This is a genomic window from Lactobacillus helsingborgensis (genome assembly GCF_003173695.1).
Taxonomy (GTDB): domain Bacteria; phylum Bacillota; class Bacilli; order Lactobacillales; family Lactobacillaceae; genus Lactobacillus; species Lactobacillus helsingborgensis.
Genome location: NZ_CP029544.1, coordinates 1,665,515 through 1,690,987, shown reverse-complemented (window position 1 = coordinate 1,690,987; position 25,473 = coordinate 1,665,515). Strand labels below are relative to the sequence as shown.

At 36.6% G+C, this 25,473-nt stretch carries 18 protein-coding genes; 6 read left to right on the top strand and 12 right to left on the bottom strand.

The genetic code is table 11. The annotated features are described in order from the left end of the window. Positions 1-128 precede the first annotated feature (128 nt). The 4 genes from DLD54_RS08055 to DLD54_RS08040 all read right to left on the bottom strand — a co-directional run bounded on the left by DLD54_RS08055 (position 129) and on the right by DLD54_RS08040 (position 7,278). A complete protein-coding gene (locus DLD54_RS08055; protein ID WP_109918871.1) occupies positions 129-2,630 on the bottom strand; it encodes a BspA family leucine-rich repeat surface protein in 2,502 nt (833 codons plus the stop codon). A 325-nt stretch (positions 2,631-2,955) separates the two neighbouring features. Then, the gene (locus DLD54_RS08050) at positions 2,956-4,053 is read right to left on the bottom strand and encodes a leucine-rich repeat domain-containing protein (protein WP_109918870.1); all 1,098 of its coding nucleotides are present in this window, start codon (positions 4,051-4,053) and stop codon (positions 2,956-2,958) included. A 156-nt stretch (positions 4,054-4,209) separates the two neighbouring features. Continuing rightward, positions 4,210-6,078, bottom strand: coding sequence for a MucBP domain-containing protein (locus DLD54_RS08045; RefSeq protein ID WP_109918869.1), 1,869 nt, complete (start codon positions 6,076-6,078; stop codon positions 4,210-4,212). Between the two features lie 246 nt (positions 6,079-6,324). Next, the gene (locus DLD54_RS08040; RefSeq protein WP_109918868.1) at positions 6,325-7,278 is read right to left on the bottom strand and encodes a class A sortase; all 954 of its coding nucleotides are present in this window, start codon (positions 7,276-7,278) and stop codon (positions 6,325-6,327) included. 256 nt (positions 7,279-7,534) lie between these two features. On the opposite strand from DLD54_RS08040, the gene DLD54_RS08035 reads away from it, so the two are divergent. The 4 genes from DLD54_RS08035 to DLD54_RS08825 all read left to right on the top strand — a co-directional run bounded on the left by DLD54_RS08035 (position 7,535) and on the right by DLD54_RS08825 (position 12,831). Beyond that, positions 7,535-8,404: a PRD domain-containing protein gene (locus DLD54_RS08035; RefSeq protein WP_109918867.1), complete on the top strand. Its 870-nt coding sequence runs from the start codon at positions 7,535-7,537 to the stop codon at positions 8,402-8,404. Positions 8,405-8,548: 144 nt separating this feature from the next. Further along, positions 8,549-10,510, top strand: coding sequence for a beta-glucoside-specific PTS transporter subunit IIABC (locus DLD54_RS08030; RefSeq protein ID WP_109918866.1), 1,962 nt, complete (start codon positions 8,549-8,551; stop codon positions 10,508-10,510). Positions 10,511-10,525: 15 nt separating this feature from the next. Beyond that, complete coding sequence (locus tag DLD54_RS08025) at positions 10,526-11,971, top strand: glycoside hydrolase family 1 protein (protein ID WP_109918865.1); 1,446 nt, start codon at positions 10,526-10,528, stop codon at positions 11,969-11,971. A 248-nt stretch (positions 11,972-12,219) separates the two neighbouring features. After that, on the top strand, positions 12,220-12,831 hold the full coding sequence (locus DLD54_RS08825; protein ID WP_158593335.1) for a PBECR4 domain-containing protein: 612 nt from the start codon (positions 12,220-12,222) through the stop codon (positions 12,829-12,831). A gap of 261 nt (positions 12,832-13,092) precedes the next feature. On the opposite strand, the gene DLD54_RS08015 is transcribed toward DLD54_RS08825, so the two are convergent. From DLD54_RS08015 to DLD54_RS08005, 3 genes are all read right to left on the bottom strand, one after another. Next, the gene (locus tag DLD54_RS08015) at positions 13,093-14,814 is read right to left on the bottom strand and encodes an ABC transporter ATP-binding protein (protein WP_158593334.1); all 1,722 of its coding nucleotides are present in this window, start codon (positions 14,812-14,814) and stop codon (positions 13,093-13,095) included. 371 nt (positions 14,815-15,185) lie between these two features. Continuing rightward, positions 15,186-16,625, bottom strand: a complete 1,440-nt coding sequence (locus tag DLD54_RS08010) for a vinyl phenol reductase (protein WP_109918863.1) — start codon at positions 16,623-16,625, stop codon at positions 15,186-15,188. A 4-nt stretch (positions 16,626-16,629) separates the two neighbouring features. Then, positions 16,630-17,871: an MFS transporter gene (locus tag DLD54_RS08005; protein WP_109918862.1), complete on the bottom strand. Its 1,242-nt coding sequence runs from the start codon at positions 17,869-17,871 to the stop codon at positions 16,630-16,632. Positions 17,872-17,976: 105 nt separating this feature from the next. Between DLD54_RS08005 and DLD54_RS08000 the strand changes: the two genes are divergently transcribed. Then, positions 17,977-18,879 carry a LysR family transcriptional regulator gene (locus DLD54_RS08000; RefSeq protein ID WP_109918861.1) on the top strand — a complete coding sequence of 301 codons (903 nt, stop codon included), beginning with the start codon at positions 17,977-17,979 and terminating at the stop codon, positions 18,877-18,879. 65 nt (positions 18,880-18,944) lie between these two features. On the opposite strand, the gene DLD54_RS08925 is transcribed toward DLD54_RS08000, so the two are convergent. From DLD54_RS08925 to DLD54_RS07985, 4 genes are all read right to left on the bottom strand, one after another. Further along, positions 18,945-19,076 (bottom strand): hypothetical protein, encoded by a 132-nt coding sequence (locus tag DLD54_RS08925; RefSeq protein WP_255409548.1) that lies wholly within the window; start codon positions 19,074-19,076, stop codon positions 18,945-18,947. 86 nt (positions 19,077-19,162) lie between these two features. After that, positions 19,163-19,495 (bottom strand): type II toxin-antitoxin system PemK/MazF family toxin, encoded by a 333-nt coding sequence (locus tag DLD54_RS07995; protein ID WP_109918860.1) that lies wholly within the window; start codon positions 19,493-19,495, stop codon positions 19,163-19,165. Then, on the bottom strand, positions 19,489-19,740 hold the full coding sequence (locus DLD54_RS07990) for an AbrB/MazE/SpoVT family DNA-binding domain-containing protein (RefSeq protein ID WP_109918859.1): 252 nt from the start codon (positions 19,738-19,740) through the stop codon (positions 19,489-19,491). The genes DLD54_RS07995 and DLD54_RS07990 overlap by 7 nt, the downstream gene beginning before the upstream one ends. 156 nt (positions 19,741-19,896) lie before the next feature. Continuing rightward, positions 19,897-21,135, bottom strand: coding sequence for an MFS transporter (locus DLD54_RS07985; RefSeq protein WP_109918858.1), 1,239 nt, complete (start codon positions 21,133-21,135; stop codon positions 19,897-19,899). Between the two features lie 149 nt (positions 21,136-21,284). On the opposite strand from DLD54_RS07985, the gene DLD54_RS07980 reads away from it, so the two are divergent. Next, positions 21,285-22,214: a cytochrome C5 gene (locus DLD54_RS07980; RefSeq protein WP_109918857.1), complete on the top strand. Its 930-nt coding sequence runs from the start codon at positions 21,285-21,287 to the stop codon at positions 22,212-22,214. A gap of 251 nt (positions 22,215-22,465) precedes the next feature. On the opposite strand, the gene DLD54_RS07975 is transcribed toward DLD54_RS07980, so the two are convergent. Continuing rightward, positions 22,466-25,456, bottom strand: coding sequence for a TIM-barrel domain-containing protein (locus DLD54_RS07975; protein ID WP_109918856.1), 2,991 nt, complete (start codon positions 25,454-25,456; stop codon positions 22,466-22,468). Between the last annotated feature and the right edge of the window lie 17 nt (positions 25,457-25,473).

Genomic DNA, 25,473 nt, shown 5'->3' with positions numbered 1-25,473 from the left:
TTTAATAACATACACAATTCAATATTAGTATATGACCATATATGAGTTAAATCAAGACTAAATAAATATATATTTGTTGATATTTATAGTAAAAAACTCACCAGTATCTTGCTGATGAGTTCTCTAATTTATTTAATTTTCTTACGACTAAACCATGCTGCACCTAATGCGCCAACTAAAGTTAAGCTTCCCAGTGCAAGCAGAGCCAGACTGGAATGCTTATTAGTACCTGTCTGTGGTAAAGCAGCAGCTTTTTTACTTTTAGCAACGCTTGAATTGCCTTGCTTTTTAGACAAATTGCTGCTTGTTGTTTGCTTAACAGGCTTTTTCTTTTCTTTTCTCTTTTTGTTCTGCTTAGGTATTTTAGTAGGGGTATTAGGCTCATTAATATTTGGTGTATTGTTTGTACCTATCTTAGTATAAATATAAGTTACATCTTGCGGGAAAGTGCTAAAGAATCCTGTAGCATTATCTGGTCTCGTCTTTAATGTATAGCCGGAAATATTTTTAGCCCCAGTAGTATAGCCATCGCCAACATAGCCGCTCAGTATCTCATTGGGAGCAATAGTATTACCAAATTCGTCTTTATAGTGAACAGTTACATCTGCTGCTTTAACTTTATTTTCGTTATTAACAGGGTTTTTAGTATAAATAAAGTCGACAATTTGCTCCTTATCTGAGTAGCCAACTGTTGCTTTATCAGTTCCAGATTGTTTAACATTATCAATGTTAATTTGCTTAACGGTATAACCAGGTATTGGTTTTGGAATAATATCTTTCTGATCACCATAAAGTACACCGTCAACTTTTTCTGTCATAGGCTTATTATTTTTATCAAGAATGGGCTTTGTATCACCTTTTTCGTCCACAAAGTACAAATAATTAACCGTAATAGGTTTACCTGTTGCCCTGTCATAAACGAAATAAACATCTTGTTCGTGATCAGTAAATGTGACTGTGACTTTGTCAGTACTAGATTGTTTATCATTATTGACAAAAATGGAATTGATAGTATAACCATATATATTTCTAGTATTAATAGGGTCGCTGGTTTTACCATTATCACCGGCAACTACATAGTCATAGGATTTTCCATCTTTATCTAAAATTGGTTGTCGTTTTCCTTCCTTATCAAGGTATACGTAATGAATTTTCACAGGATAGCCATCATAGAACCTGATATAAGTATCGTGATCAGTTTCACCATTATAATTATTCATTAAATCGGTGGAAGACCATTTTTTACTCATTTGTGGGTTCTCTTCAGTACCAGTACCAACATTAACCCATGTTCCTGGAGTATCAAGACCGACGTTAGTGTTAGTATCATTGTTGTAAAATTTGCAATTCTTACCCAGTACTAATTTTTTCAGAGCGGGTAACTTACTTAGAGCATTTTTAATCCCATTAGACTGTATAGCTTGCGACATATCAAAGTTTTCAATATTTAATTCGGCTAATTTTATACAGTCAGGAAATTTAGTTACATTATCCTCACTGTTACTAAATATTTCTTTCATACTAGTAACATTTTTAGTATAAAAACTAGAAAGGTCTAATTTTTCGAGGCTTGAGCACTTGGCAAACATGTGATCCATATTTTGTAAACTATCAGTTGTAACATTTTTTAAATTTAGTTCTGTTAAACTTGAACAGCCATAAAACATGTTTTGCATATCAGTTACAGCAGAAGTATCAATTTTATCTGGTAAAATTAAGCTTGTAAGTTGAGAACACCCCATAAACATCTGCGATAAATTGGTTAGTTTTTTCTTTCCAATTGTCATTTTGCTTAAATCTATAGTCTTTAAACCCGGGCAGTTTTCAAACATTTGGGACATATTAGTTACATTGGAGGCGTCTAATTGGTCTAGTCCCTCAATCGTGGTTAACTTAGGACAATCAGCAAACATGCTAGACATATCAGTTACATTGAAAGTGTTTAAATTGCCTAATCCTTCAATCGTGGTTAACCTAGGTAAATTGAAAAACATACTTCGTAATGTACCTGTAACTGTAACAGGACCTTCAATAACTACTTTTTGAATTTGATCGGTTTTTGACACTAAGGTGTTATGAAGGTCATCGGTGAATCCTGAGGCAACATTGGCAGACTCATTGGAAGAGGTCTGAGGAATATTAGCAGATTGATTACCCTTAATGGTCAATGTATTTTGACTGAAGGTAGCATCAGCTCCATACCATTTTCCATACTGAATGTCAGTACTTTTTGTTGCTATTACGTGTTTGCCTGTTTTCGGTTCTTGAGTGTTATTTGGGTAATTTCCCTTAGAAATAACTTTTCTGGAATTAGTATTACTGTCTATATTATTATTTAACTGGCCTGCACTGGTGTCACTGACGATATTTTGATTGTCGCTGAGATGACCAGTGTCATCGTTAGTGGCAGCTTCGCCCACAGTTTTTGAATTTGTTTCGGTGGTCTCTGTTTGGTAGTTCAACTTGGTCTTGACTGCTCTGCTTGCAGCCTTCTTGGTGGCACGGCTGCCATTCTGATTAGCTGCCTTCACCGTTTGGGGTTTGGCATTAATTAAGCCTAAAGCAGCTGCGGCCAAGCCGCTGAGCAATATTTTTTCTCCTTGCTTGTTAGCATTCTTATGTGTATTCATATAATTCCTCTTCTAAACTGCATATTAATATAAGTTTAGTATATGGCTGAGCTTATTAAAAGTCAAACTAAGCTAAGCTAGACCAAAAAACGCTCTGTATTTGATAATACAAACTTCTCCCCACTATATTTAGGGCTCAAATAGCTTAGTCAAATACTTTTGCATTAGTTTTGTACATAACTCTGGTTAACTAAAGCTTTAGTAATATTTTATGAGTCTTAAATTACGTGTTTTTTATTATATAAAATAAAAAGAACTACTTTACTTAAAAAAGTAAGTAGTTCTTTAGCGTTAATTTTATAATTATCTAAATAGTTGGTCTAAATTAGTCAACTACCATGAATGGAACTATAAACCAGCCACCTTCGCCAGCTGAACCTGTGTATTTAACTGTCATGTAAAGCATTTTACCAGTATTAGGTGTGAGTCCGCTTATATTCCAAGCTACTTGTTGACCATTTACTACGCCTGGATTGTCCCAGTCACTTGTATAATAACGAACATATTTGTCTTGACCTTTAGGATCATTTGCAATCCGAAGTTGCATAGGTTTACCGTCGATACCAGTAATATTATTGTAAGCAAGAGTAAGTGTAGGTGTACTTGATTTCGATACATAATATCCATTAGCTTCTACAGATTGGAAGTAACCCATAACTCTGGAACTAGCTAAATTAGGATCTTTACCTAAGGGTGAGAAGTCTGTGATATTGTTATATGAAAGATATACTGAAGTTAATTTTGGCTTGTTAGCTAATGCAGAAATGTCGTAGATACTACTTTGTTGGAAATTAACACTCTCTAAATTAGTCAAATTTGCCAATGCACTAATATCAGATAGTGCACTGTGTAATAATATGTTTTGCATGCCAAAGTATTTGACATTGAGGTTTGTATCTGAACCTAAATCAATAGTTTCTAGACTGGTGGCGAACTCTAATCCCTTCAAAGATTTAATACTTAAAGCAGCTTCATAAAATTCTTTACTTTCACTACCACCCTCAAATATTTGAAGATATTTGAGGTTAGCTAAGTCATCTTTAGTAATTTTATCTACACTTTTTGCATCACCATATAAGTTATAGGCAACTACTTCTTGCAAGTTTTTATCAGGCATCCAAGCATCAACATCGTTTGAAGCTTTTGTTGTAACTTTACCTTTAACTCCATTTGGCGCTTTAAAAGGTCTAGCCTTCTTACTTGGTGTTAATGAAGGGGTGAGAGTTTTTCCTTTTGCATCAAAAGCAGTTACAGGCTGTTTAGTAGCAGCTTCAGTTAAACTGCTTGCAGCCAGTGTGCTTCCAGATACGCTGTCAGCCTTAACTGCATGTGGGCCACCAACAACTAATGCCAGTGCAGCAGCAGTAATTCCACTAAATAGCAATTTCTTGCTTTGTTTACTTAGTTCTATGTGTTTATTCATAATTTTTACCTCTCAAATTATTAACCAATAACAATTTACACTATCATTGTATATCCATAATATAATAATTTCAAGATGTAACAACTATACTTTTCTAAAATAGTATATAAAAATACACTCAATAGAGTGCATTTATACTTTGATTGAGTGTAATTTTTATTTTCTATTCTTCCTGTTATAGTATATTAGCGTTAATCCTAAAATGCTAAATAACGATGCTAAACCTAATATTAACAGCAAAAACTGCCATTTATTTTTTGTTTTTGTATGCGACTGCTGTACTTTTTTCTTCCTATTATTAAGTGTTTTTATCTTGTTAGTTATATGATGGTATGACCTGTTTTTATATTTTGGTAAAGGCTTGTTATTAGCCACTTTTTTATCGCCGATAATATCCTTAGTATAAATATAGGTCAATTTCTGTGGCTTTTCCTTAAGGGTAATTGCTGTGGTATTTAGCTCGTTTTTAGTACTTAATCCGTTTAAATTTTTGGATTGAATAGTGTACCCCGGTAACTTTAATGTATGAACCATTTGCTGATCATTAACATAGCCACTCAGTATTTCATCCGGGGCCACTTTTTGGCCCTCAATGTCTTGATAATGAACAATCACATTCGAAACCTTTTGCCTATTATAATAAAAGGTAATTTCCTGTGACTGATTATTTAGTAAAATAGCAACGCTGCCCGGATGATGAGAAATACCATTATGATCAATCTGATAACGACTAGGAGTATAACCTGAGATTTCCTGTGGCTTAACGATTTTTTGCTCACTAAAAACACCGCTAATCGTAGTTGCGGGAGCAATGGCCTTACCATTTTCGTCTTGGTAATGAATGGTAATATCTGCTGCTTTATTTCGGTTATAAAGCAAAAAAATGTCTTGCGGTTGAGCGGTAATAGTAGTGGTTAGTGAACCTTGATTTAATGGCGTTTTAACCCCATTGACCAATTTAGCTTCAATCGAATAGCCGTTAAACGTAGGAACTGGAGCAGTACAGCTGTTATTAATGTCACCATACAACTTTTGTTCACAAGCGATTGTATTATCAGCATCATCTTTAAAATGAAAGGTAATAGGTTGTCCGCTAACAATTCTGAAGGGGATGACGTACCAGCCGGAAATCAATGGCTTTTGTGTAGCACTATTACTATGAAACTTAATGGTCATTGCTGCATTGCTATCCGGCTTTAAGTTTGTAAGATCCCACGTCACAGTTTGCTTACCATTAACTTGCCCCACATGTTCGTCCCAATTGCTGCAATACTGCTTGATGTTGCATCTGGCGCCGATATGCTTCCCAGTTTCGATCTTGATCGGCATACTTGCACCATTAAGATCTAGCAGCTGATAAGGTCCAGAGGTGTAAGAAAATGTTCCGCTTGTGATATGTACCGGTTCAGCCATTATAATCTGTTTTTTCAGTTCAATACTGCCGCTTGCAAGCAATTGCTTATTTGCTTTTAAAGGTGAAAAATCACTTATTGCGTTATATGACAGATTGAGTTGCATTAACTGCGGCTTATTTGCTAACGCAGAAATATCAGCAATGCTGCACATTTCTAAATTAACATGGGCTAGTTTAGTCAGGTTTTGCAGAGCCGAAATATCTATTAAGCTTGACCTGCTAAAAATACGGTGGAGCCACTCATGGTTAAGCTGCCGGTCAGGAGCAAGATTAAGTTTAACCAGATTAGTTGCGTATTCTAATCCAGCCAGTGATTTAAGCTTTAAACGTGACTGATATTCACTAGGGGAAATAACGTATTGCTTCTTGCCTTGAACTATAGTAGTTTCACTTGCTGCAATAAGATTAATTTCTGTTAAGTTGGCAAGGTCTTCTTTAGTAACTTGATCTAATTCCCGCCCTAAATTAGCAGCCACGATTTTTTGTAAGGCCCTATCAGGCATCCAATTGGAAATTGTGTTGGGGCCAATATCAAAATCATAATTTTTAGTTTTTAGTTCAGGTTCAGATGCCTTTTCTGGGCTGGCAGAATTTTGATTTTTGGTCGTCATTAGTCATCATCTTCTTTACTGATTCAATTAGCAGTAATTTAACATTTTTAAGAGCGTTTACCTTTACGTAATAATGATTAAATAAAATTATTTATGTGAAAATCAAATATTAATATTAAGTATTAAAGTAACCGCAACCATATACTATCCTAATAATACCATCTTAACCCAGTATAGCATGTATTTAAAAAGCTGACTATTTGAAATAAGTAATTTTATTACCCTATATAACTGATGCTAAAGAGCTTATTTAAAAAGCCAAATACGAGCCAGCCGCCAGAAAATAAATAATATAAAAATAATATTAAAGGTAATGATTACTGTTCTGATTAAAGTCATGTTTTGGAAAAATTTAGGCTGTGCTTCTGCACGTACTTTAGTAGCCTTTTGAACTGTTTTGCGCCCATTGCTAGTCGTAAGGGTCACGTGTTTCTTTTTATTAGTTTGCTTTGGTTTAGCAATTAATTCGCTAGCCGCCAGATTATGCTTAGTAGCCTTCATTTTGCCGATTAAATCACCTTGTGCAACAGTGCGGTGCTGTCCATACCCATACTTAGAAGTATTGAAATCAGAACAGGTAATAAGGGTAATCATGCTCTTATCCTGCACGTTGTTTTCAACTTCAACTTGTGTAGGTTTAATCGCAAAAGAAATCCTTTTAATTTCATAAGTATAAATATGGTGTAAATCTGTCACATAAATGAGGTCACCGGGATGGGCCAAATGCAAATTATCTAAAACTGCCGGTCCGTATGAGCCCATATAGTGTCCTGCAAGTACATAATTATTAGCACCGCCCATAACGCGATCGGGCAGGCAGGTAACGACACCATATTCCAGATTTTGGTTTTGATCACCATAACCGGCAAAGAGCGGATTATGAATATTAACAGCAGGAATAGCAATGCGACCTATAGCATAGGCCTTAATTTGCTTCGCTCTCAGAACGCTGGCTGCACTGACTGATTTGGTTTTGCTGGCGTCATAACTTGTTTTGCGTTTTTTATTTATATCTGCTTTTTTCTGTGTTAAAGTGGTATTTGCTTTTTCCGCATTTTGCTGCACTACATAGGAGTTGCCAAATCCTGAACCGAAAAAAATTAAGGTAACTCCAATATAAAAAAGGGCACTTAAAAGTAAGACGCGTATTGTAGACCATACTCGGTCTTTTAATGAATGTTTTTGCTTTTTACTTGCCATTGAATTGTTTTCCTTTAAACTTATATAGTGCTTTCAGATACTATTTAAGTATAAATCGGTTTAAAGCACAATTATTTATCTTGAAAAGAAACACTTATAAAAAATAATCAAATAAGTATTGAGATCGCTTTAATACTGATTTATAATGTAAGCGTAAGTAGTCGTGTTACTGATTCGATCAGGCATTAACCTATGAACAATACTTATTTCTGGTACTGTTTGTAGGTTTTTTTATTGAAAAAAAGGAGTAAGTTGAGTGAAATTTATTAAGAATTTTAACAACAACGCTGCTTTAGTGTCAGATGAATCCGGAGTAGATTGGGTGGTGATTGGTAACGGGATTGGCTTTGGCAAAAAAGCAGGCGATCCCATTGATAAGGACAAAATTTCGCGTCGCTTTATCGCTGTCGAAAAGAACATTAAAATGGTTGACAGCGTGAGAGATATTGATCAGCGAACATTGGCGTTGACTACTGCTGTGATTAATTTAGCGAGCCAAAAATTACAAATAACTTTTTCCGATTATCAATTTTTGGTGTTAGCCGATCATATTGATTTTATGTTAACCCGAGCTGATGAAAATATTGAATTAGGCCAAGATACATTAGGCTGGGAAATGCAAAAATTGTTTCCCAAGGAATATAACACAGCACAAGAGGCTCTTGAGTTAATAAAGAAAAAAACCAAGCTGGAATTTCCCAAAAGTGAAGTAGCTTATCTGACATATCACTTTATTAACGCTGGTTCTGGTCAAACCAAACTGCAGGATACAATTAAAATTACTAAGTTAATTCGCGGCGTAATTGATATTATCCAGTACCAATATGGTATGCAGCTTGATAATGAATCATTCAACTTTAACCGTTTTATGACACATTTACGTGCTTTTATGGTGCGGCATATGTGTGGTGAATGTGACAAGGACTCTGGTAGTGAGCTTGATAATTCTTTAATTGAACTAATGAAGGTCAAATACCGAAAGGCATACGATACTGTCCAAAAAATCGACACGTACTTATACAATCAGGCAGGCTGGCAGTTGCAGCCTGATGATCAGGTATATTTAACCCTGCATGTATGGCGGGTCACGCATAGGCAAAATGACACCCATTCAGAAAAGGATTAATTCTACCTTATTTTAATAATATTTAGTTTAAACGGTGTGTTACTGTTTACAGGCATTAACCCGAGAACTTTAACTGGCAACCTGACAATTTATCTTGTTAAGGTGTTTCTTGAAGTTCTCGGGTTTTGATTTTTAGGAGGAAAAATGGCTTACGAAGATCTAAGTCGTGAAATTATCGCCGATATTGGTGGTAAAGACAACGTAGTCAGTGTAGTTCACTGTACTACCCGTTTACGTTTTAAGTTAAAGGACATGAAGAAGGCCAACGATGACAAATTAAAAGCTACTGATGGCGTAATATCTGTTGTCAAGTCTGGTGGACAATACCAAGTCGTTATTGGTAATAATGTCGCTGATGTCTATGATACTTTGGTTAAAGTAGGTGGCTTTGCAAATGGCGGCAGCGTTTCTGATGATGACGTTGACAACAGCAATATGAGCTTAGCTGATAAATTTATTGACTTGATTTCCGGTATTTTTAACCCACTTCTAGGTGCAATGTGTGCTGGTGGTATGATTAAAGGCTTCAACGCAATGTTTTTGGCTTTTGGTTGGCTATCAACAAATTCGGGAACTTATGTCATCTTGAACGCTATCGGTGACAGCTTGTTCTACTTCCTACCTGTCATCTTAGGTATTTCTTCAGCAAAAAAATTTGGTATCAACACCTATTTAGGTGCCACTATTGGAGCTGCCCTTTGTTATCCTTCAATTGTGTCAATGGCAAGCAGTAAAACTGCATTATTTACTGTATTTAAGGGCACTTTCTTAGAAGCACCGGTTCACATGACTTTTTTGGGCATTCCGGTAATTTCAATGAACTATACCACATCGGTTATTCCGATTATCATTGCGGTCTGGTTTGCTTCCAAAGTGCAAAAAGTTGCTCGTAAGATCATTCCAGATGTTGTTAAAACTTTCTTAGTACCATTTATCGTTTTATTAGTTACTGTTCCAATTACATTCCTTGTTATCGGACCAGTTGCAACTTGGCTAGGTAACGGAGTTGCGGAAATTGTCAGTGCAATTTATAACTTTAGTCCAGTGATCGCTGGTATCTTAATGGGTGCTTTCTGGCAAGTATTTGTCATCTTTGGCGTTCATTGGGGCTTTGTGGCAGTTATGATGACTAACATTGCTGCTATGGGCTTTGACCCGATTATTGGTTTATCATTTGCTGCATCATTTGCACAAACTGGTGTAGTTTTAGCTATGATTTTCCAAACTAAAGACGAAAAGACTCGCAGTATTGCTATTCCAGCATTCGTATCAGGTATCTTCGGTGTTACCGAACCAGCTATTTATGGTTTAACATTGCCACGTAAGAAGCCATTTATTCTCAGTTGTATTGCTTCTGCTGTTGGTGGCGGTTTAATTGGACTCTTTGGCACAAAAACTTATTTGATGGCTGGAATGGGTATCTTTGCAATTCCTTGCGCTATGGGTAAAAACGGCATTGACATGGGTGTCTATGGCTTAATGATTGGTATGGCTGTAGCAATCGTCTTAGGTTTCGCCCTACAAATGATTTTTGGTAAAAAGAGCGTTGATGGCAATTTGGCAGAACAAGCTGCTGTGAGTGCGACTGCTACGTCAGCCGCAACAAATGATTCTGCTAATTCTGACACAGTTAAGGCAGAAGTTTCGTATAATAAGGAAGAAGAATTAGTTGCGCCAATCAATGGTCAAGTTGTTCCTTTAAGCGATGTTAAAGATGAAGTCTTTTCCAGCGGTTCAATGGGTAAGGGTATTGCAATTGAACCTCAAGAAGGCAAGGTTTGCTCACCTCTTGATGGAGAAGTAGTCATGGTTTTCCCAACTGGACATGCAATTGGTCTTAAATCGACCAATGGTGCAGAAGTAATGATTCACATTGGCATGGATACCGTTGAACTTGAAGGTAAAGGCTTTACAACCTTAGTTAAGAAGGGCCAAGCTGTGAAAAAGGGTGACCCACTAATCAAGTTTGACATGGAAGCTATTAAAAAAGCCGGCTTTAAGCTGACAACTCCAATTGTCGTTACTAATTCAAATGAATATCAGGAAATTACTGCAATTGCCGATGGGACAATAACTATAGGCACAGCTTTGTTAGATTTAAAATAATGAGAGGAGTAAATCATGGCTACAAATAATTTTCCTAAAGGATTTTTATGGGGCGGTGCTACCGCTGCTAACCAATTAGAAGGTGCATACCAAGAAGGAGGCAAGGGTTTATCTTTGCCTGACGTTTTACCTGGTGGCAAAGACAGAATGAAAATCATTGCTTCACCTGATTTTGATTTTAAGATAAACCCAGACTACGTTTATCCTAATCATATTGGTATTGATCACTATCATCATTACAAAGAAGACATTGAACTTTTTGCTGAAATGGGCTTTAAGTGCTACCGCTTTTCAATTGCGTGGTCTAGAATTTTTCCTAATGGGGATGAAGAAACTCCTAATGAAGAAGGCTTGAAGTTCTATGACGCAGTGATTGACGAGTGCTTAAAGCATGACATTGAGCCTGTAATTACTATTTCACATTACGAAATGCCGCTACATTTAATTACTGAATACGGCAGCTGGAAGAACAAGAAGCTGATTGACTTTTACGAGCGCTTTGCCCGCACTGTTTTAACCCGCTACCAAGATAAGGTTAAATACTGGATGACTTTCAATGAAATCAACAGTGCCGCTCACTTCCCAATTATGGGTCAAGGTCTCACTATCAGTAATGGTGCTGGCGACAAGAAGAATGTTTACCAAGCTTGGCATAACCAATTTGTTGCTAGTGCAAAGGCTGTTAAGCTTGGTCATGAACTTAATCCTGATATGAAAATTGGCTGCATGATTTTATATGCTACAACATACAGCTACGATTCTAATCCTAAGAACCAATTGGCTTCATTACAAGACAATCAGGCTAATAACTTCTTCTGTGCCGATGTTCAAGTTAGAGGACATTACCCAGCTTACACTAAGAGTTTATTGACTCGTCAAGGAGTACAGTTGGCAGATATTGACTACAATGATGAGGAATTGGCATTATTAGCCCAATATCCAGTTGATTATATTGGTTTTAGTTACTACATGTCATCTGTAGTTGATGTTACCCATGAAAACCAAGAAACTACTAACGGCAACTTGATGGGCGGCGTTAAGAACCCATTCTTAAAGAGCAGCGATTGGGGCTGGCAAATTGACCCAACAGGATTAAGAATTGCCCTGAACCAACTATCAGATCGCTATCAAAAACCTGTTTTTGTTGTTGAAAATGGTTTGGGAGCTGTGGATAAGCCAGACGAAAACCACTATGTTGCAGATGACTACCGGATTGATTACTTACGTGAACACATCGAGGCTATTTCTCAAGCTATAGACGATGGTGTTGATGTTATGGGCTATACTCCTTGGGGTTGCATCGACCTAGTTAGTGCTTCAACTGGTGAAATGTCCAAGCGTTATGGCTTCATTTATGTTGATGAAGATGATGAAGGTCACGGCACCTTTAACCGTTACAAGAAGAAGTCATTTGACTGGTACAAGAAGGTAATTACTACTAACGGCGCTGATTTAGCGTAAATGCCTTGATTTAAAGGTTGACTATTAAATTAAGGCAATGTATCATGATATATGAAAGCAGGTAACTAGAGTATCTGTTAGATGTTGATTTGAGATGGGTGGATTGGACTTAGTTGCACTCACTCAAGGAGTCTTAATAGGGTTGTGTGTGAACACCTCAAGCCAATAGTAAAACACTCATTGTTGCAAATAACAAAGGAACTCTTTAAAGGAGTTCCTATTTTTTTTGAAAGAAATATCTAAGATAGATGTACATACACAGGAGAGGTCAAGATCTTTTACAAGTTGCTGCAAGTGAATTCAATAAGCTAATTGGAAAAAAGGTTAAATTAATATTAGGTCGTAAAGGAAGAAGCGAAGAAGTAACAATAGTATTTGACTCTAGTGATTTCCATCATTTAGCAGGTTTACATAAGTTAAAAGATATACAAGTTGTATACAAGAAAAACGCCAAATTAGTTTTTAATGATATCTTGAAGGGGGAAATAGGTATTAATGATATTACCAAGTCTACATTTTTTCCGGATATTGCTGAAAGAATAGAAATTGTAAGTCAGATAAATGATATTTTTACTAAGGACAACCTTGTTTTTAAATTTTCTAAAATCAATGTTTTAAATAGTAAAATTTTATGGCAATATCTGTTAGAATTTATGACGGTTCAAGGCTATCATGGCTACTTATTTTTAAATAAATACCGCAGACAGCCTGGTAATTATGTTTGCGTAACAGATTTTAAAAAAAGAAAAGATTATAGTTTAGGTCAAATAAACATGACGTTATTGCAAACAACATTAATTGATGGTGCACAACAAAAAATTATTTTCAAAAATCCGTCCTATAACCCTAATATGAAATGATTCCCAAGTTAATCTAAATTGTACTGCATAATAAAAAGCTGGTTTCAGTATTTACCTGAAACCAGCTTCTATTTATACTAAATTAACCACAAATTTAAATCGGAGTTTAGTTGTCAATTTGTTCATCTATTACTTTTAGTCATTATATTTACTGAGTGCAATTATCGAAATAAACTTATTTAAGTTCAATATGAAAATTAATAATGTTTTCTAAAATCAAAAGTGTTCATCTTAAAGAACTAACAACTCACATGTTATGCACTAATTATCAATAGTTAAGCTGCACAGATTATATAAATCACCTTTTTGCTTCATTAATTCATCATAAGAGCCTTCTTCAGTTATTGTGCCATCTTTCATAAAAATTATTGCATCATATTTTTGCAATAGATTAGGATTTAATTTGTGGGTAACTACAATTGCGGTCAGATCTTTGACTGCTAAAATAGCATTTTCAATCTCCGTCGTGTTTTTTTGATCTAAAGATGACGTTGCTTCATCCATCAGTAAAATAGGGGTTCTTCTGATCAATGCGCGAGCGATAGAAATTCTTTGTTTTTGTCCGCCAGATAGTTCTTTTCCTTCTTCACCAACATTCATTTTAATTCCGGCAGCATTATTGTCTACCAGTTTTCTTAAACCTGATTTATTGATGGCTTCATTTAGCTCCTGCTTTGTAAAGGATTGTCCCAGAGTTATATTATAAGCAAGTGAATTATCAAAAATGTAAACATCCTGCTGAACAATGTTTATCAGATGATAAAGTGAAGAAAGATTAATTTGATTAATATTCACATGATCTATGCTAATACTACCGTTATTAGTCGGTTTGTAATATCTCATTAATAATTTCAATAGTGTGGTTTTACCACTGCCTGACATACCCACAAGCGCGTATTTTTTGCCTTTCTTAATATCTAAGTTAATGTTAGTCAGCACCTTTTTTCCTACTTTATTTTGTTGGGGATAAGAAAAACTGACGTTAGATAATTCAATCTCATGCTCAAACTTACTCAATTCCAAGTAGTTGCTATCATTTTTTACTGGAGTAAATAAATTTTCTAATAACTGATTTAAAGTCTTGGTAGCAGCTAACCCAGCTTTTTTATTGTTCAGTTCAATGCCTAATTTACTCAACGGCATCACAATAAAATTAACTAATTGGACAATTGCTGTAACTGCACCAATACTTGTACTTCCGTTAATTACCATGAACATACCTAGCCCATAAGCTACTAGAAAAACTAAGTATCCTGAAAATTTTGAAATTGATACTGAAACGTTGTTTATTTCTGACAGAGAAAATTCACTATCTGCACGCTTGTTATTGCTATTTTCAAATTCTGTGCTTATCTGTTTTGCAATATTAAAGCTTTTAATTACTAAAAAGCCTGAAAAGGCGTCCTTCACTTTGGAAACATAGGCGTTCTGCTGAGTTAAAGCAGCATTTTGCGTTGCCTGCATTTTTCCGCCTAATAAATTCAAAATAAAGATTGGTGCTAAGCTGATTATTAACACGGCTATTGACAATTTCCAGTTAATAAAAAACATTCCCACAATTGAAAAAAGTAATAAAGCTGAGTTAGACACGATATTAAAATATGACTTGATATATTTTTCCTCAATAGTTGAAATAGTGTTTGTCATAGTTGCTAAAAAATCACCCACGCTATTGGCGCTGAATTCATTTAAATCACTGGCAATAATCCTTTTAAAAATGAATTTTCTATATCTCTTACTAAAATTATTAACAAATTTGTTTTTGGTCCATTCACTAATAAAGACTGCCAGTGCTAAAAAGATACACACTAGCAAACAGGCAAAAATTGCCAATTTTAAATCATTTACATTACGGGCAATGCCTGCATCAATTAATCTTTTTAATACGAGAGCCAGCAATAAGTTTATTAACGGGTAAACCACGGCTGAAAAAATTATTGCCAGTGAATAATTAAGGTGATCATATTTTTTAAAACTTTTCATTAATATATACATCCTCTCTATTTTAAAAAAGCATCATCAAAAATATATAATTATTTTAAATTTCTCTACATCTGTCCACTATACGCTAAACATTTTATAATCGGAAGATATATTTTAAAATAAAGTTATATTTTTTAAAATTATAAAATCATAGTTAGATTAATTATTGATGTTGAGAATCATAGAAAGGTGTTTTCAAACTAAAATTTGTCAAAATTAAAAATATTTCTGACTAGCTGTCTGTAGTTTTTTACATCCCTTTGTCACCAGCAAATACAGGTAATTTTTAATAAGCTTACTCAAAATAAAAACCAAACTTTTCAATAAGAAAGTTTGGTTTTGTTTTCTAATTATCTTAATTAGTGCTTATTTTATAAATCAGCTGTCAAATTTTTAACAGCGTTTCTGGCTGAGTAAACACAATAGCCGGCATGACTACCAGGAACTTTAACTCCATAGGTATCGCCATAAATTACACCTGAGCCATCACTGCCGATTGCATATAAATGCTCAATAGGCTGACTCTTGTTGTCTAAGACTTCATTATGCAAGTTGACTTTTAGACCGTCTCCGGTAGTAAAAGCACCAACGCCCAATTCTATTGCGTAAAATGGTCCTTGTACAACCGGTAGGAGAAACTTTTTATCCTTACCAAAATCAGTGTCAACGCCTTTTTCAGCAAGATCATTATAATGATTAACCGTTTCTTCCAGATTAGGAGCAGCGATCTTCTCTGCCAGTTCTGCCAGCGTTGAAGCAGAATTCATAAAGTCATAGTTCTTAGCGATAGCCTCTTTTACATTTTCACGTAAGTGCGGATAATTTGGCAGTTCATAAAATGGGTGTAAATCTAGCGGGAAACCTTTATCAGTAAAATCATCAATAGTCTTTTGGTCTAGAATGGCAAAAACGCGGTCTTGCCGAATCATAGCGTTACCCTCGTTAGCCCAGTTACTTACGCAATCATATTCATTGGTAAAACGATTGCCACTTTCATTTACCCATAAAATAGGCTCGTCACAAACAGCACTACCCAGATCCCATGTTGCAAATTCGTAAGTCGGAGTTTGCGAGTCGTGAATCTGACCGCCAAAGTTCATTGTCATGCCGGTAAAGAAGTGTTTTGCTCCCTGCTTCCATGCCATTTTGAGACCGTCACCGGTTGACTTGCCGGAATTAACGGGAACGATCCGTTCAGGATTAAACTTGTTGGCATTTTCCATTATTTCTGGATTGTTTAAATAGCCACCAGTAGCTAAAATTACGTTTTTGGTTTGTAAAGTAATGTCCTTGTCTGCAGTTAAGTCTTGGGCAATCACAGTCCAACTGCCGTCAGCATTATGCTTTAAGTCAACTGCCTGAGTAGAAGTTTTAATCGCAATATTATTTTTTTCAACATACGGCTGTAAAGCTTCATGGATTGCTTTATTCCCATGACCTGTGAATAAGTGCCAAGTTGGCAAATCAGTGCCCATTTCCGTAACTTTGTCAAACTGAACGCCGTGCTTTTGGAGCCAGTCAACATTTTCTGCAGAGTGGTCAATATAATGGCGCCACATTTCATGATCAGCCTTGTAGTGTGAATAATCCATTTCCAGCTGGAGAATTTGCTCACGCTTAATATCAATTCCTGCTTCTTTTTGCAATTTTGATTCTGCCGCAAAAACACCTTCAACATAATTACCAGTTCCGCCAGTTGTTCTGCCTTTTTCTAGCACTAGGGCAGTTAAATTTCTGTCTGCAGCTTCTGTGGCTGCAGCGAAACCTGCAAGACCACCACCGATAATAATCACATCATATTTTTTAGTCATAATATTATTCTCCTTTATTTTCAAATCTTAAGCGGAATTTTGGCCCAATTATAGGGATGATTAAAGCAATGAAATAAATTATTGCTACTACAATGAAAACTACTATGAATGAATTGCTGCCTTCATAAATGTAACTAAAGACCGGAGTGGCAAATGCGCCTATCACACCTGTGATGGCACTAACATTGGAGTAACCAATATCAAAAGCCGGCCCAAACATTTCGGCTCCAAAAACTTGTTCACCAGTTCCCATGACCGTAGCACAAGCAGTAGAGAGAAGGGCAGCGGAATATAGTAAAACAAAGGACTTAGTTTTGGCCGCGAGAATGAATAACACCATTGCTGCTATTGGGCACATTAACCACACGGCTACAGCTCTACTGCCCCATTTATCTGTAGTAATTCCAAAAAGTGGGGTAATGAAGATTTGGGTTGCACTAACTAGGGTAATAATAAAACCCCCAGCAGTAGGTCCAAAACCACTACGAGTTGTGAAAACCGGAATTAAACTTTGAATATTGCCTCCAAATTCGACCAAAGCATAGAATAGTAGAACTAAAACAAAAGCCGCTGAAAAAACGACAGTCTTAGTTTTAATTTGTGGCGCTGCTTGCTCAGGCGCAGCAGTGGAATTACTTTGAACCTGATCAGCTCCGTATGCTTTAAGTCCTATGTCTTCAGGTCTTAATTTCATGATGCAGGCACCAAGTAAACCGATAACCAGGCTAATACCGCCCAGTGTTAAAAGTGCTGAGCGCCAACCTAATTTAGTGATTAAGATAGAAGTAAAAGAGCTGGAAAACATTAGGTAAATAGAAACAACAACAGCGCATAATGAAAAAGCAAAATTTTTCTTAGCGATAAACCAATTATTGACTAAAATGCCTTGGACAATGTATCCCGTGAAGGCACAGCCTAGCCCAATGACTACGGCGGTTAAATATAAAACAACTAGATTGCGGGCTTGTGATAAAATTGCTACTGCTGCTGCCGTCATAATTACAGCCAGTGCCAATGCCCAATTGAATTGAACTCTTTTAATAAAGTGCCCTACTAAAACAAACCCAAATGACATGGAAATGATAGTAATGGTCATAAAGTACGAGACTGCCGATAATGGTGCATGTAATGCGTGTACTAAAGGATCCAAAAACAGACTCATCATGACAGTATAGGTATTAGCTATAACAGCGCACATCAGTCCAGAAAATAAGACGATTAACCACGGATAAATTTTCTGTTTCATTTATTAAAATTACCTCCTTAATGAATTTAATCACATAGTATCATTGCTAAAGGCGCTTTCTTAACGCATAATGGAATAAGGTAGTACCAAAAGGAATAATAAATTATGAATTTCTCACAATTGCGTTGCTTTATCTATGTTGTTGATAATTTAAGTTTTACCGTGGCAGCCCGTAAGTTAGACTTTTCTCAATCTGCTGTTTCTAAAAGCATTAAGGAACTGGAAAAAGAAGTTAATGTGAAATTATTAGATCGTTCACCGCATAAATTAATGGTGACTGCTGCCGGCAAATATTTTTATCAAATTGCTTTAGATATTTTGAAAAAGAGAGATAGTGCAGTAGATTACATGCAGCATAAGTCGGTTGCTTCTGATCTCACTCACATAAGGATAGGGATGTCAGCCAATCCTTTGGAGCACTACATCATTCCTTTGTTCTTGCAAAAATTTAACTTGCAATATAAAAACTATGATTTTACTTTTATTATTAATTTTCTAGTAGATTATTTATCCCAATTGCAAGAGCGTAAGATAGATTTGGCACTTTTAACTAGTGACGTCATTAAAGACTCAGACGATGTCATTTTCAGACCCTACGTTCCAGTCAAATATTGGGTGGCATTGCCTTCCGGTCATCCTCTAGAAAGGTACGAAGCTATTACTTTTAGCCAACTTTATCAGCAAAAAATTCTTCTGCCATATACTGACCGTTCTTTGCCTGATATATTCCGCTTAAATCAAACTTTTTTAACTAAGCTCGGTCCCGATCAGGTCAAATGGGTGGATGAATACTTTTTAATGTATGATTTTATTAAAGCAAGACAGGGTATTGGGATAATCCCGAATTTTTGCATTAACAAAAATATTAATTTTGTCTCCTACCGTCCTTTAAAATATAAGAGTAATTGTTCTTACGGCTTGACTTATCTTAAAGACGGTAAACCGCATAATATTGGCTGGATTAGCACTGCACTGGAACAGGTAATTAAGGAAAACATTATTAACTAACAATAAAAAAAACTGGTTTCAAATAAAGATTGAATACCAGTTTTGCTGTTATTAGTTTAATTCTTTCAGGTGTTTTCCTGCACAATTTTTTGCAACTGCTTGCTAAATTCGGTCATGCCGATCAAGGAAAATTCTTCTATTTGTCTCGCGCTATTATCCAGATAAAGCTGTTGGGGATCAAAATGATAGTTAATCATGTTCTCCAAAAATAATAGAGTCATCTTACTAAAGCAGGTTAGTGGCCGGGTGTGAATCTCATGGGATTTTTCCACCAACTGCTTGGCTAATCTTTCTGAAAAACTACTTTTACAATTTTGAGTATCTTTTCCAAATAGTCATCAGGTAGTTGTTCTAAATATTGAAATGATTGATTATGATAATCGATTGTAACTAGCTGATCTAGCATGACTACGCCTTTTGTTTGAGATGCAGCAGGTAATTCTTGATATAAGGGGTAGCGTCTTTTAGTAGTTGATATAGGAGCAAACACAGCAATATGAGCGTATTTTTCAACCCCTTTATAGCTTAAATATAAATAAGGTTGTTTGCCAGATTGTTCATGCCCCTGTTTAGGACTTAAATCCATTAATAGAATAGATCCTTGCTTAATTACCATCTTTCATTTCCTTTTCTCTCATCTGGTAACTTAATTTCGGTATCAAATTCTTCACCTGAATAATCTTTAAAAAGTTCTTCAAAAGTTAAATCAGGTGAATCATCTTGCTTTGACATTATTACTTTGTTGTCCTCAATTTTAAAGTTTAACTGATCTCCTATAGTAGCGTTTAATGCTTGCAAGACTGCTTGGTTTAATCGGATGCCTTTAGAATTACCCCATTTAGATATAGTAGCACGAATCATAATTGCCCCCTGTAAAAAATAAACAATGTATATCCTAAAATGTAATAAAATTATACAATGTTTATCTACGGAGATCAAGCAAAACAAAAAAGCATCCTGAACGAAATATGATGTGACCACCAAAATTAGGATACTTTATTAGTTGTAAGTTAGTTCTTATTTATTAGGACTTTTTCTTAAACTGAAAAAGATAATGAGAATAAAGTTAATCAGTAGGGTAAAGCCTGTAGTCCAGAAAACTGTAGCATAGTTGAACAGTCCCGAGATAGTGGAGCCCATGATTGACCCAAACACAGAGCCAACTGCTTGAAAAGACTGATTATAACTAAAGATACGACCAAAGCTTTCGGCTGGAGTGTTCAGAGTCAAAACGGTCTGTGCTGCAGGCAGCATAGCAGCACTGGCAATTCCCAGTAGAAAACGCAATCCAGCCAGTACCCAAGGCGAATGAGTTAAGGCCATAGGAATAAAGAGAACAGCTCCTACAATCAAACCTAGGCGTAATATCTTCAGAGGACCAATTTCATCCATTTTATGACCAATTTTGGAAGCAGCTAGCAATGTTCCGAGACCTGGAGTTGCAGCTACGACGCCCGCCACAAATGCGATGTTTTTGCTATTAGGCATCATTGATTTAACGTATAAAGAAACAATTGGATCAATTGACATATTGGCAGCCTGAACTAAAAGTGTGGTAAAGAACATCACCACAATCAATTTAACGTTGGGTAGAGAACGCATAATTTCCTTCATCGGCTTCATTTCTGCTCGAGAAATTGGAGTGAAGTTTTCGTGAACTAAAAAAGATGACCCTAAGAAAACAAGTACCATTAAAAAGCCGGTGATAAAGAACGGAATGCGGTAACCCCAGACTCCGCCGAGCCAATTGCCAAAGAAGTTTGACAATACCCCACCTAAAAGTGGGCCCACCAAGTTTCCTGCCGTACCGGCAGTCATCATTTGGCTCATGACCCAGCCACTTTTTCTATGAGGGGTTTCTCCCGCAATTAAAGCAGTGGCATTATTAATGTATCCAGAAAAGGCACCTTGAATAAAGCGCATGACGATAATGTAAAGGGCATTAGGTGCAAAACCGGTAGCAGTGATGGTTAAGGCCATCACACCGGAGGCACGCATACACATTAATTTACGTCCCTTTCTGTCGGCCAGATTGCCCCAATAAGGTGAAACTATTGCTTGGGCAATAAAAGTCATAGCAAACGCAAGGCCGGAATACATACTAATCTGTAATTTGCTATAGTTTCCCAAGTCAGCGATAAATAATGAAATGAAGGGCATTGTCATGGAATAGCCCATGCCTGTGATGAAGCAGCCTAGCCACAAAGTAACAAATGCCTTGTGCCAGCTAGCTGGAAATTTGTCGGAAACTGTCAAAACGTCCTCGCTTTCTTTTTAATATTTTCCTAAAAAATACGATATCTTTTATATTTTAGCACAATAAATTTGCTAAGAATTTGCTAAATAGATGATATTTTCATCTTAAACATGATAGGATATTATTTCTGAAAGGAAGAGATGCCGGTATGGAAAGAGATTCACACATAACAAGGCAGGAATATCGCCAAAAACACAGCCAAAAATCTCGGTCTAATGCAAAAGCGACTTCTAAGGTAACGCTCAGAGAGAATAACAACCTTCAAACTCGTGCTGATTACCGTCATTTAAAGCTAAACTTCTGGGATATATTTGCAGACCGACCATACGTTGCGGTGGCAATTGTGGTACTCGCCATATTTTTGATCATGGCTAAGTTGTGGTGGCTGCTGGTTGTACTTGCGATCGTTGTCGCAATCGGTATCTTTGTGATTGGTCGCAGCCACCACCCTGACCGTGTACTAAGTTTAGAATTTAAGATGAAGTCGTCCAGAAAACTAAGCATGTTGCGGGCATTGCAATTTGGCGGCTCAATTGTGATGTTTTTAGCTACTTACATGAAAAAAGTAGTTACCGTAAATTTCACTACAGCTGGCTCGACTGACGGCTTGCAGGTGATTCAGGGAATTTTGTCTAATCGTGGCGGTGTATATGGACAACAAGGATCGTATTTTCTGAGTTTATTGAATACCTTAACCGGCGGACAATTGTGGGGTAAATACCGTTATGCCACTAATAGTGCCCAAATGATGAGCAGTGGTGCAGGACGACTAATTATTATGTGGGTATTGCTTTTGATGATTGCCCCAGCATTTTGTGTTTTAGCACAATTTTTCCGTGAACCATATTCACGTAACACGGCTTTAGTAGCTTCAATCATAGCGACTGTAAGTTTTGTGTTAACCCCGCGTTTACTAAGTAAGTGGATTGTAGAATATGCGGTAGAAAATCGCATGGCCAGCAGCCAAGCCCAAGCTGCTATCAGCGTAGGACCAATGGCTTACGTTGCGATGCTTTGCGCGCTTTTAGTCTTGGTTATTTCTATTTACCGAGTTATTAAAAAGGATAGGTTCGTATAGTTACCTAGTAGACTTAAGGGAAACAGCTTGTTTTTAGTTTAATATCTAAACTAGTTGGCATTAGTGCTGGCACCATATTGGTGCCAGTTTTTTTGAAATAAATTTCAAAAAATGAAACGGAGAGCTCAAGTTATCCAGTTTATTTTTCATTACTATCAGTACCCTAATTTATGTTAGTGCAATAAATACACTGCTTAAAAGGAAATTTTAATGTAGGAAATTTCTTTTGAGATATTATTTTTTAATCAGTTCTACCTTTTTGCTCTAAAAAAGATAACTTCTCGGGCCGCAAGCATCTCTTGGGATGACTGGTAAATAGTGAGACGAACTTTTTGGGCGCGTACATCCCGCATTCCCACTACTTTGTTTTTAGTATCAGGTTTCCAGTGTAAATTATCTGCGTAAGTGGTAAAGTTAACGCCATCAGTTGAAACAGCAATTGCGAGAGCCAATGGTGCTCCTTTATGGTCAATATTACGTGGCACATAAACCATCCTGCTTAATTTTTCTACTTTTTCAAAAGTAAAAGTTAGTTCTAGTGGCTGTTCAGGTGAGGGGCTTTGTTCAGTTTGCCATTCGCTTGCCAGCTTAAGATCGGTTAAGTAGGAAAGAGGATGGTTTTCTTTGCTGGCATAGTTACAGTCAACTTTAATATTTTCAATGGCATAATCTTTAGCAGCATGCTTAGTAATAACCCCGAAAAGATCAGACCATTCAGAAACCTTATTTCCAATTACGTACCGCATTCTAATGATGTAGCGGGTATTAGGCGTTAATTCATGAAAAGCAAAATTTTTGCCGGTAATACCCACATAGAGCAGGTTATTAATTTCAATTTGAACGGCGCTGTTGTGCGGCCAAGCAAGTTCGAAAGAGTGTGCGGAAATTTTACTTGAATCTACAGCTGGCAATTTAGGCGATGGCAAAACGCCACTAGTAATTTCATGAACTAAAACATTTTTGCCATACTGCATATTATGAACACTAATTTCTATTTTAGTAGTTGTAATATCACGTTTGGCCAGTTTAATTTGCAAAGCAGATTGCTTATTCTTTTGATACTGTTTAAATTCATCTAAGCCGTAATTGACATTATAAAAAATGCCTTCGTGAGCATGGTTAAAAGCATCAATTGATCCGTATTCCTGCACAGGGACAATTTGATCATTAATTTTAATGGTCACGCGGTCAGGGTAGGAATCACACATAATAGTCAGTTCAGTGGGCTGCTCTTTAAGTGCATCAGGCACTCCTTCTGCAACTGGTTCAATAGTTACACGTAGCTGCTCGTTTTTAACTTGACTAGTGATTCTAGTAAAATAAGCACCATTTTCAGAATTAGCTGAAGCGGTATTATTATAAATAACAGTTTCACTTTGTTCTTGGGGATAAAGGAGAAAATTGCGTTTGCCCCAGTCAAAAATACTGCCGCTTTTAACAAATACTGGTAAATGCCAAAGTGGAAATAATAAATTATTGTAAACTTTGCCACCAGCATATTTCTTCCCGGTAAAAAGATCAATCCACATCGACTTTTTGCCCGGTAAATATAAGTTATCCTTGCGTGAATTTCCTTGCTCATCTTCACGCCCATTGGTAATTGGCGCTACCAGTATATTGTGTCCCAGCATGAATTCGTTACCAAATTGGGAAGTATAATTGGCTTTTTCATCGGGGAAATCGCTAAATAAAGGACGCATAATGGGCTCGCCATCTTGGGCTTGTTTATTTAGTGTACACAAGTAGTTGGTCAAATGTTGACGTAATTTAAGATAAGATAAATTGATTTCCGTAATTTTCTTGTTATAGGCAAACGGATTTTTGCAAAAATCGCCTTGATCATCAAAGTAAAATAGCAGCGGAGTAAAACTTTTCCATTCAAAATCGCGGACATTGATTTGGGCATTGCCGCCGCCCTGAAGACCATCAATTGCTGCGCCGACTAAGGGTTGACCAGATAGATTTGCTCCAAGCATTCCGGCAATTTGGGTAGTAATATTATTCCAATTGCCACCAATATCACCAAAGATAAGCGCCGCTGATTTTTGCATTCCTGTAGAGCCGCTTCCAGCCAGCACCATAGGTCGTGTTAAGTGAGGCTCAGCTTGTAGCTGTTTAGAATCATGGTTAGCAGATTGAGCATCAGTAAAAGTGAAAGCAGTTTTGGCTGGCAGTTCGGTTTCACCTTGATGCCAAAAGCCGGGTTGAACATCCTGATTGAGCGCATAGTCATTAAAGAACTCTAAGGCATGGATATTGTTAGATTGTACAGCATAGTTAGGAATGAACCAGCTTAGAGGAAAATGCTGCGCATGATACTGGTCAATCATTGCGCGCGCAGAAAACTGATAATTTTCTTCTCCATTTAATGATGCTTTACCCGAAGCGGCATCTTGATCTTTTGTCCGAATATAATAATTGTTGCCAATTTTACAAGCATTGCGTTCCTGCGCCTTGCTTGGTTGCCACAGAGTTGTACAGAAATCACCAATGTGACCTAAGCCAAAGGCATATTCTGGTAACATTACCGGTTTACCAGTTAAGGTGTAGTAATGCTGCAAGATTTCCTGTGGGTTACTACCAAGTAAATAAAAGCAATCAAAAATCTTGTCCTGATGAGTGAGGATAGTTGTTCCGGGAGTATTTTTACCAAAGTCATAAATTCCTGGTTGGCTTGTGTTTCTCAACTCTCCGTAGCCGGCGTTTGACCAGAAAAATGACACGGGCATAATGACGCCGCCTTTTCCGGTTATCTGATCATGTTTGATTACTATTCTGTGACCTTTGTGACTAAAATAGCCGTTCTGCAAACCGCCACCATAGAAAAATTCATTTTTATTTTCTGCCAGAAATTCTGTGGTACCGTCATTACTTAGTTCTAAAGGCAGTGATTGGTGCATTCTGTTATGGTGGAGCGTTTCATCAAAAATACTAATTACTGCCGGGTTTTGTGCCCAAATAATCTGATATTTACCTGAATGAATGATTAATGAATCATTGGTAGCTCTAACTTGCGAACGTTCAAACGCTGAATGGTCAAATTGTGCTAATTGAATAAATTCAGTCCGATTTTCATTGAATTCTTGTGTCGGGTCAAGCAAGAGACGAAAAATGCCGTTAGCCAAGATGTAAAAGTGCGCAATTTCGCCAGTTGCAAAGTGTAATTCATAATAGTTTTCACATTTGCTGGCACCTGTAAGTGCCCCTAATTGATGTTTGTTTGTTTGCGTATTTTGGATCATGATATTTGCTTCCTAAT